Genomic DNA, 6,325 nt, shown 5'->3' with positions numbered 1-6,325 from the left:
TCCTGGGCCGGGGCTCCGGCAGTGAAGCGGGGTTCAGGGCCGCTTCGTCCGGCTCACCGCCCCGTGTCCAGCCACGGTCTGCGGCCCGGCCCCGTCGGGTGGGTCCCCGTGACTCCCATGACGACCGAGTAGAGGCTCGTCTCCGCGGTGATGAACAGACGGTTGCGCTTGGCGCCGCCCCAGGAGATGTTGGCCGCCGCCTCCGGGACGGCGAGCCGGCCGATCAGTGTGCCGTCCGGGTCGTAGCAGTGCACCCCGTCGTCCATGGCGGCGGCCCAGAGCCGTCCGCCGTCGTCGAAGCGGAGGTTGTCGAAGCGGGCCGCCTCGCGGGCACCGGCCTCCGCGAAGATCTCACCGTCCGACAGTGTGCCGTCCTCCCGCACGCCGAAGACCCGGATGGAGCCCGCCCGGGTGTCGGAGACGAACAACTGCTGTTCGTCGGCCGAGAAGACCAGCCCGTTCGGTGCGCCGAAGCAGTCGGCGACCAGGCGCACCTCACCGGTGGAGGGGCCGATGCGGTAGACGTTGTTGGAGCCGATCTCGCTCTCCGCGCGGTAGCCCTCGTAGTCACTGGTGATGCCGAAGTCCGGGTCGGAGAACCAGATCGAGCCGTCCGACTTCACCGTCGCGTCGTTCGGGCTGTTCAGTCGCTTGCCCTGCCAGCGGTCGGCCAGCACCGTCACCGTGCCGTCGTGCTCGGTCCGCGTGACCCGCCGGTTGCCCTGTTCGCAGGTGATGAGCCGGCCCTCGCGGTCGAGGGTGTTGCCGTTCGTGTGCCCCGCGGCGCGCCGGAAGACGCTGACGGCCCCGGTCTCCTCGTCCCAGCGCAGCAGCCGGTCGTTCGGGATGTCGCTCCAGACCAACTGCCGCCAGGCGGGCACGTACACCGGGCCCTCGGCCCAGCGGCAGCCGGTGTACAGGACCTCCAGGCCCTCGTCGCCGTTCATGCACCTCCCCGTACGGAACCGGTCGTCGAAGCTCTCGTACAGGCTGGTGTGCTCGCTGGTCATGGACATCCATCCCTTCGGCGGATACCGAACGCTTTCGGCGTCCGCCGAAGACTGCTGGACGACGGGCGGCAGATCAAGGGCCGCCCCGAGGGCGGGGTGCGCCTGCCCAGGGGCTGCCCGGGAGACCTTGGCCACATCGGACCCGGCACGGGGATGGCCTGATCGCATCCACCTGTTGGCGGGAAAAAGCACCTGCTCCACCCCGATGAACAGGACATGCAGTGACAGACCGGAATGCCCGCCGTGCAGCAGACACCCTCTCCCGCCCGTTCGCCGTACGGGGACTGACCTCACGCAACCGGATCGCCATGGCGCCCATGACCCGGGAGTTCTCCCCGAACGGCGTCCCGGGCCAGGACGTGGCCGACTACTACGCCCGCCGGGCCGCGGGCGGAGTGGGGCTGATCATCACCGAGGGCACCTACGTCGATCACGCTTCCGCCGGCACCAGCGGCAGGGTCCCGCTGTTCCACGGCGAGGACGCGCTCGCGGGCTGGGCGGGTGTCGTGGACTCCGTGCACCGGGAGGGCGGCGTGATCATCCCGCAGCTGTGGCACGTGGGTGTCACGCGCGCCGAGGGCGCCCCGCCCGTGGCGGAGGCGGAGCCGGTCGGCCCCTCGGGCGTCTCCCTGTCGGGCGAGCCCAAGGGGCGCGCCATGACGCAGAAGGACCTCGACGACGTCATAGCCGCGTTCGCGGACGCGGCGGCGGCCGCGGAGCGGCTCGGCTTCGACGGTGCCGAACTGCACGGAGCGCACGGCTACTTGATCGACCAGTTCCTCTGGGAGGGCAGCAACCGCCGCACCGACGCCTACGGGGGCGGCATCGCCGCGCGCACCCGTTTCGCGGCGGAGATCGTGGCAGCCTGCCGCGCGGCAGTGTCGGACGCCTTCCCCCTCTTCTTCCGCATGTCCCAGTGGAAGATGAGTTCCTACGAGGCGAGGATCGCCCGGACGCCCGAGGAGCTGGACAGCGTCCTCACGCCGCTGGCCGAGGCCGGCGTCGATGTCTTCCACGCGTCCACCCGCCGCTACTGGCTGCCCGAGTTCGACGACTCCGATCTGAACCTCGCCGGATGGGTGAAGAAGATCAGCGGCAGGCCGACGGTCACCGTCGGCTCGGTCGGCCTGGACGGTGAGTTCTTCGACGCCTTCCAGGGCCGGAACTCCTCGGTCACCGGTATCGAGCAGCTGCTGGACCGCATGGAGCGCGACGAGTTCGACATGGTCGCCGTCGGCCGTGCGCTGATCGCCGACCCCGAGTGGGCCGCCAAGACCCTGCGCGGGCGTACCGAGGACATCACGCCGTTCGAGGCCGAGATGCTGAAGACCCTGCACTGACCGGTGCGTGTCCCGGGGACGCGGTGGACCTCTTCCCGGCGCCTCCGGACAAGCGGCTGCCCGGTGGCCGCTCCGCGGGCGCCCGCCGTGCAAACCTCCCCGGGCGCCCGCCGTGCGGGCCTCCCCGGGCGCCCGCCGTGCGGGCCTCCCCGGGGAGGCCTCCCCGGGGCGGCGGTACGCCTGTGCGGCACGGCCGCCCGGCCTCGGTCTCAGCGCAGGAGGCGCAGGGGCACGGCGCGGGCCATCGCCTCCGCCCCGGCGTCGTTGGGGTGGAGGTGGTCACCGCTGTCGTAGCGCGCGAGGAGGCGTTGCGGATCGGACGGGTCGCGCAGCGCCCGGTCGAAGTCGATCACCGCGTCGTACTCCCCGCCGGTGCGGATCCAGTGGTTGAGGGCCTGCCGGGCGGCTTCGTTCTCCGGGGTGTAGAAGCCCAGGGTGTCGTCCTTGAAGGGCAGGACCGTGCCGCCGTACGCCTTCAGGCCCCGGTCATGGGCGCGGGCGATGATCTGGCGGTGGGCCTCGATGAGGTCCGCCGCCGTGACGCGCTCCGACTCCGGGGCGACGGTGCCGGGGTGGCCGAGGTCGTTCACACCGAGCAGCACGATGAGGTGTCCGGCGCCGGGCTGGGAGGCGACGTCGCGGTCGAAGCGGCGCAGGGCGCTCTGGCCGAAGTACGCCGCGAAGTCCTCGGCGTCGGACCCGGCGGGCGGGTTGGGGTCGTGCAGGAGGCGGTTCCCGCTGATGCCCTGGTTGAGTACGCCCATGGCCTCGGGCCCGGCAGCGGCACGCAGCCGGCCGGCGAGGAAGTCGGGCCAGCGGTGGTTGGCGTCTGCGTCGGTGTCGGCGCCGTCGGTGATGGAGTCGCCGAGCGTGACGACGGCCGAGGAGGACCGTGCCGTACGCACGCTCACACCGGTCAGGAAGTACCAGCGGTCGATGGTCGCGGTCGGCTCGATGCCGGCACGGCCGGTGACGTTGCCGGCGGCCACGTAGTTGTGCTGCAGGGCCATCGAGTGGAGCGTCGAGCCCGGGGTGGGACCGGGCAGGTGGATGCTCACCACGAGGTCGGTTCCGGCGGGGACCTCCAGGGGGACCGGGTCGCTGAGCAGCGGGGCGCCGGCGGGGACGGTCACGGAGCTGCGGCCGCCGAAGGTGAGCGGCCGGTCGCTGCGCGGGTCGATCCGGGAGGCGGGACCGCCGGCGGCCGGGCGTGCGACCCGGGCCTCACCGATGACCAGTGGCCCGCTGCCGAATTCGTTCGACAGCCGGATGCGTACCCGGTCGCCGCCGATGCTCGTGCGGACGGTCTGACGGATCGTCTGGTCCTCGAACCGTGTGGTGTCCGAGGCCGGGGCAGCCGTGGGCGCGGCGGACCATGTCCCCGTCCAGTCGGAGGAGTTGCCGTGACGGGACCCGGGCTCGGCGGAGGTGGCCGGAGCGGCCGACAGGAGCAGGGCCCCGGCCAGCACGGTCACCAGCAGGCGGGCGGCCCGGCGTGCCCGTGGGCCGGTGGCCGGGACGGGGTCCGCGGGGCGGCCCGAGGGTGCCGGAAAAACTGCGGAGTACGGTCTCATGCGGGTGCCTCCTGGGACGGGGCTGGACGGACGGGATGCGGGTGCCGGGCCCGGACGGTGCGTCGGGCGGAGGGGGCGGGCCGGGAGGGGCGGAGCCGGGAGGGGCTGAGCCGGCAGGTGTGTCCACGTCGGCCTCCCCCGTGGTCACCTCGTGGAACCGAAATTTTCGAACCGTCTTCCGATCGGGCGAGCAGACGCTACGAATGCCCGCAGCGGCACGTCAAGAGGGCCTCCCCGGCCGCCCCCGGGTCCGTCCCCGCCCGAAACGCAGCCCCCGGGACGGAGCCCGGTGTACAGTTTTTGAGTCCTGTTGTCTCCGATAGAGGTGGACGTTGCGCATCTGAGGTCCGCGATCATCGCGCGGTACGGCCCCTGCCGTAGCCCGTCACGCCCTGTCGGCCTTCCTGCCGCCCCGTGACCCACCGCGTGGATGCGACCTCGGTGCATGAGCCGTCCCCCGTCTTCCCGGAGGACCGCACCCCTTCCTCTCCCGGCCGGTCGCCGCGTGGTGCTCGCATACGAAGCCCCTGATCACACGCTTGCGACTGCGAGGACCACATGTCTCATCCCACCGTTCCCGCCGCCTCCCTCAGCTGCTCCGCCCTGTCCTTCCGATGGCCGGACGGCACCGAGGTCTTCGACGGGCTCTCCCTCAGCTTCGGCCGGGGCCGCACCGGGCTCGTCGGGACCAACGGCTCCGGCAAGTCCACCCTGCTGCGCCTGCTGGCCGGCCGGCTGAAGCCCTCCGCCGGCTCGGTGACCGCCGGTGGTCACCTCGCCCACCTCCCCCAGAACCTCACCCTCGACACGGACCTCCGCGTCGAGGACGCCCTCGGCATCACCGCGCGGCGTACGGCGCTGCGCGCGATCGAGGCCGGTGATGTCGCCGAGGAGCACTTCGAGACGGTCGGCGACGACTGGGACGTCGAGGAGCGGGCCCTGGCGACCCTGGGATCGCTCGGCCTCGGTGACGTCGGTCTCGACCGCACCGTGGGCCAGCTGTCGGGCGGCGAGACCGTGCTGCTGAGGCTGGCCGCGCTGCTGCTGGAGCGGCCCGACGTCCTGCTGCTCGACGAGCCGACCAACAACCTCGACGTCTTCGCCCGGCGCCGGCTGTACGAGGCCGTCGAGTCCTGGCGCTCCGGTGTGCTCGTCGTGGTCAGTCACGACCGCGACCTGCTGGAACGGGTGGACCGCATCGCGGACCTGCGTGCCGGTTCGGTGAGCTGGTACGGCGGCGGCTGGTCGGCCTACGAGGAGGCGCTGGCCACCCAGCAGGAAGCGGCCGGCCGCATGGTGCGGGCCGCCGAGTCCGACGTACGGCGTCAGAAGCGCGAGCTGGAGGAGGCCCAGGTCAAGGTGGCCCGCCGCCAGCGGCACAACAAGAAGATGGACGCCCAGCGGCGTGCGCCGAGGATCGTCGCGGGCGAGCACAAGAGGTCCTCCCAGGAGGCGGCGGGCAAGCTCCGCGGTCTGCACGAGGACCGGCTCCAGGAGGCACGGGAGCGGCTCGACACGGCGTCGGAGGCGATCCGGGACGACGCCGAGATCCGGGTGCGGCTCCCGCACACCGCCGTCCCGGCAGGCCGTACGGTCCTGAGCGCGCGGGGGCTCACCCCTCGCTTCGGTGCGCTGCGCGACGGTGAACTCCACGTACAGGGACCCGAACGCATCGCGCTCATCGGGCGCAACGGAGCCGGTAAGACGACGCTGCTGCGCACCCTCACCGGGGAGCTCCTGCCTGCGTCCGGCGAGGCCAGGACGTATGTGCCGCTGCGCTTCCTGCCGCAGCGGCTCGACGTGCTGGACGACGGGCTGACCGTCGCGGCGAACGTGGCCCGCATGGCGCCCGGGACCACCGACAACGAGATCCGCTCGCAGCTCGCCCGCTTCCTGTTCAAGGGAGCACGGGCCGAGCAGCCGGCGGGCACCCTCTCGGGCGGCGAGCGCTTCCGCGCCGCCCTCGCGGCGACGATGCTCGCCACACCGGCTCCGCAGCTGCTGATGCTGGACGAGCCCACCAACAACCTGGATCTGGCGAGCATGCGGCAGCTGACGAGCGCGCTGGAGTCCTACGAGGGGGCGCTGATGATCGCCGGCCACGACCTGGCGTTCCTGGAGTCCGTCGGCATCACCCGCTGGCTGCTCGTCGGGGAGGAGCTCACGGAGCTGGACGCCGAGGAGGTGCGGGAGCTGCTCGGCGCACCCGGCGCGCTCGCGTGACCGGTGGTGTACTGGAAGGGAACGGGCCGCGCCCCAGGGCCCGTCCGCCCACCACCGGCTGCTGATCCGGATTCCGTCATGCACCGTACTCATGGATTCCGACGCGCTCCCCGGGCCCTCGCGGGCGCGGCCGTCGTCCTGCTGGTGGCCGGCGGCCCGGCCGCGGTGGCCGCCGCCG

Annotated in this window: 4 protein-coding genes; 2 read left to right on the top strand and 2 right to left on the bottom strand. The window is 72.6% G+C overall.

Annotated elements, in window-relative coordinates:
- Positions 1-53 precede the first annotated feature (53 nt).
- Positions 54-1,010 (bottom strand): SMP-30/gluconolactonase/LRE family protein, encoded by a 957-nt coding sequence (locus VN520_RS31350; protein ID WP_325750317.1) that lies wholly within the window; start codon positions 1,008-1,010, stop codon positions 54-56.
- A gap of 221 nt (positions 1,011-1,231) precedes the next feature.
- Between VN520_RS31350 and VN520_RS31345 the strand changes: the two genes are divergently transcribed.
- Positions 1,232-2,350, top strand: a complete 1,119-nt coding sequence (locus VN520_RS31345) for an NADH:flavin oxidoreductase (protein ID WP_325750316.1) — start codon at positions 1,232-1,234, stop codon at positions 2,348-2,350.
- Between the two features lie 209 nt (positions 2,351-2,559).
- Here the strand turns inward: VN520_RS31345 and VN520_RS31340 are convergent, their stop codons facing one another.
- Complete coding sequence (locus VN520_RS31340) at positions 2,560-3,924, bottom strand: SGNH/GDSL hydrolase family protein (RefSeq protein ID WP_325750315.1); 1,365 nt, start codon at positions 3,922-3,924, stop codon at positions 2,560-2,562.
- 558 nt (positions 3,925-4,482) lie between these two features.
- Here VN520_RS31340 and VN520_RS31335 point away from each other — a divergent pair.
- Positions 4,483-6,147, top strand: coding sequence for an ABC-F family ATP-binding cassette domain-containing protein (locus tag VN520_RS31335; RefSeq protein WP_325750314.1), 1,665 nt, complete (start codon positions 4,483-4,485; stop codon positions 6,145-6,147).
- Positions 6,148-6,325: the final 178 nt, after the last annotated feature.

The organism is Streptomyces sp., assembly GCF_035563135.1.
Taxonomy (GTDB): domain Bacteria; phylum Actinomycetota; class Actinomycetes; order Streptomycetales; family Streptomycetaceae; genus Streptomyces.
This window is presented reverse-complemented; position numbering and strand designations above follow the sequence as displayed.

Coding starts and splice junctions, on each gene's coding strand:
- VN520_RS31350 (WP_325750317.1), bottom strand. CDS start 1,010: ATGACCAGCGAGCACACCAGCCTGTACGAGAGCTTCGACGACCGGTTC.
- VN520_RS31340 (WP_325750315.1), bottom strand. CDS start 3,924: ATGAGACCGTACTCCGCAGTTTTTCCGGCACCCTCGGGCCGCCCCGCG.
- VN520_RS31335 (WP_325750314.1), top strand. CDS start 4,483: ATGTCTCATCCCACCGTTCCCGCCGCCTCCCTCAGCTGCTCCGCCCTG.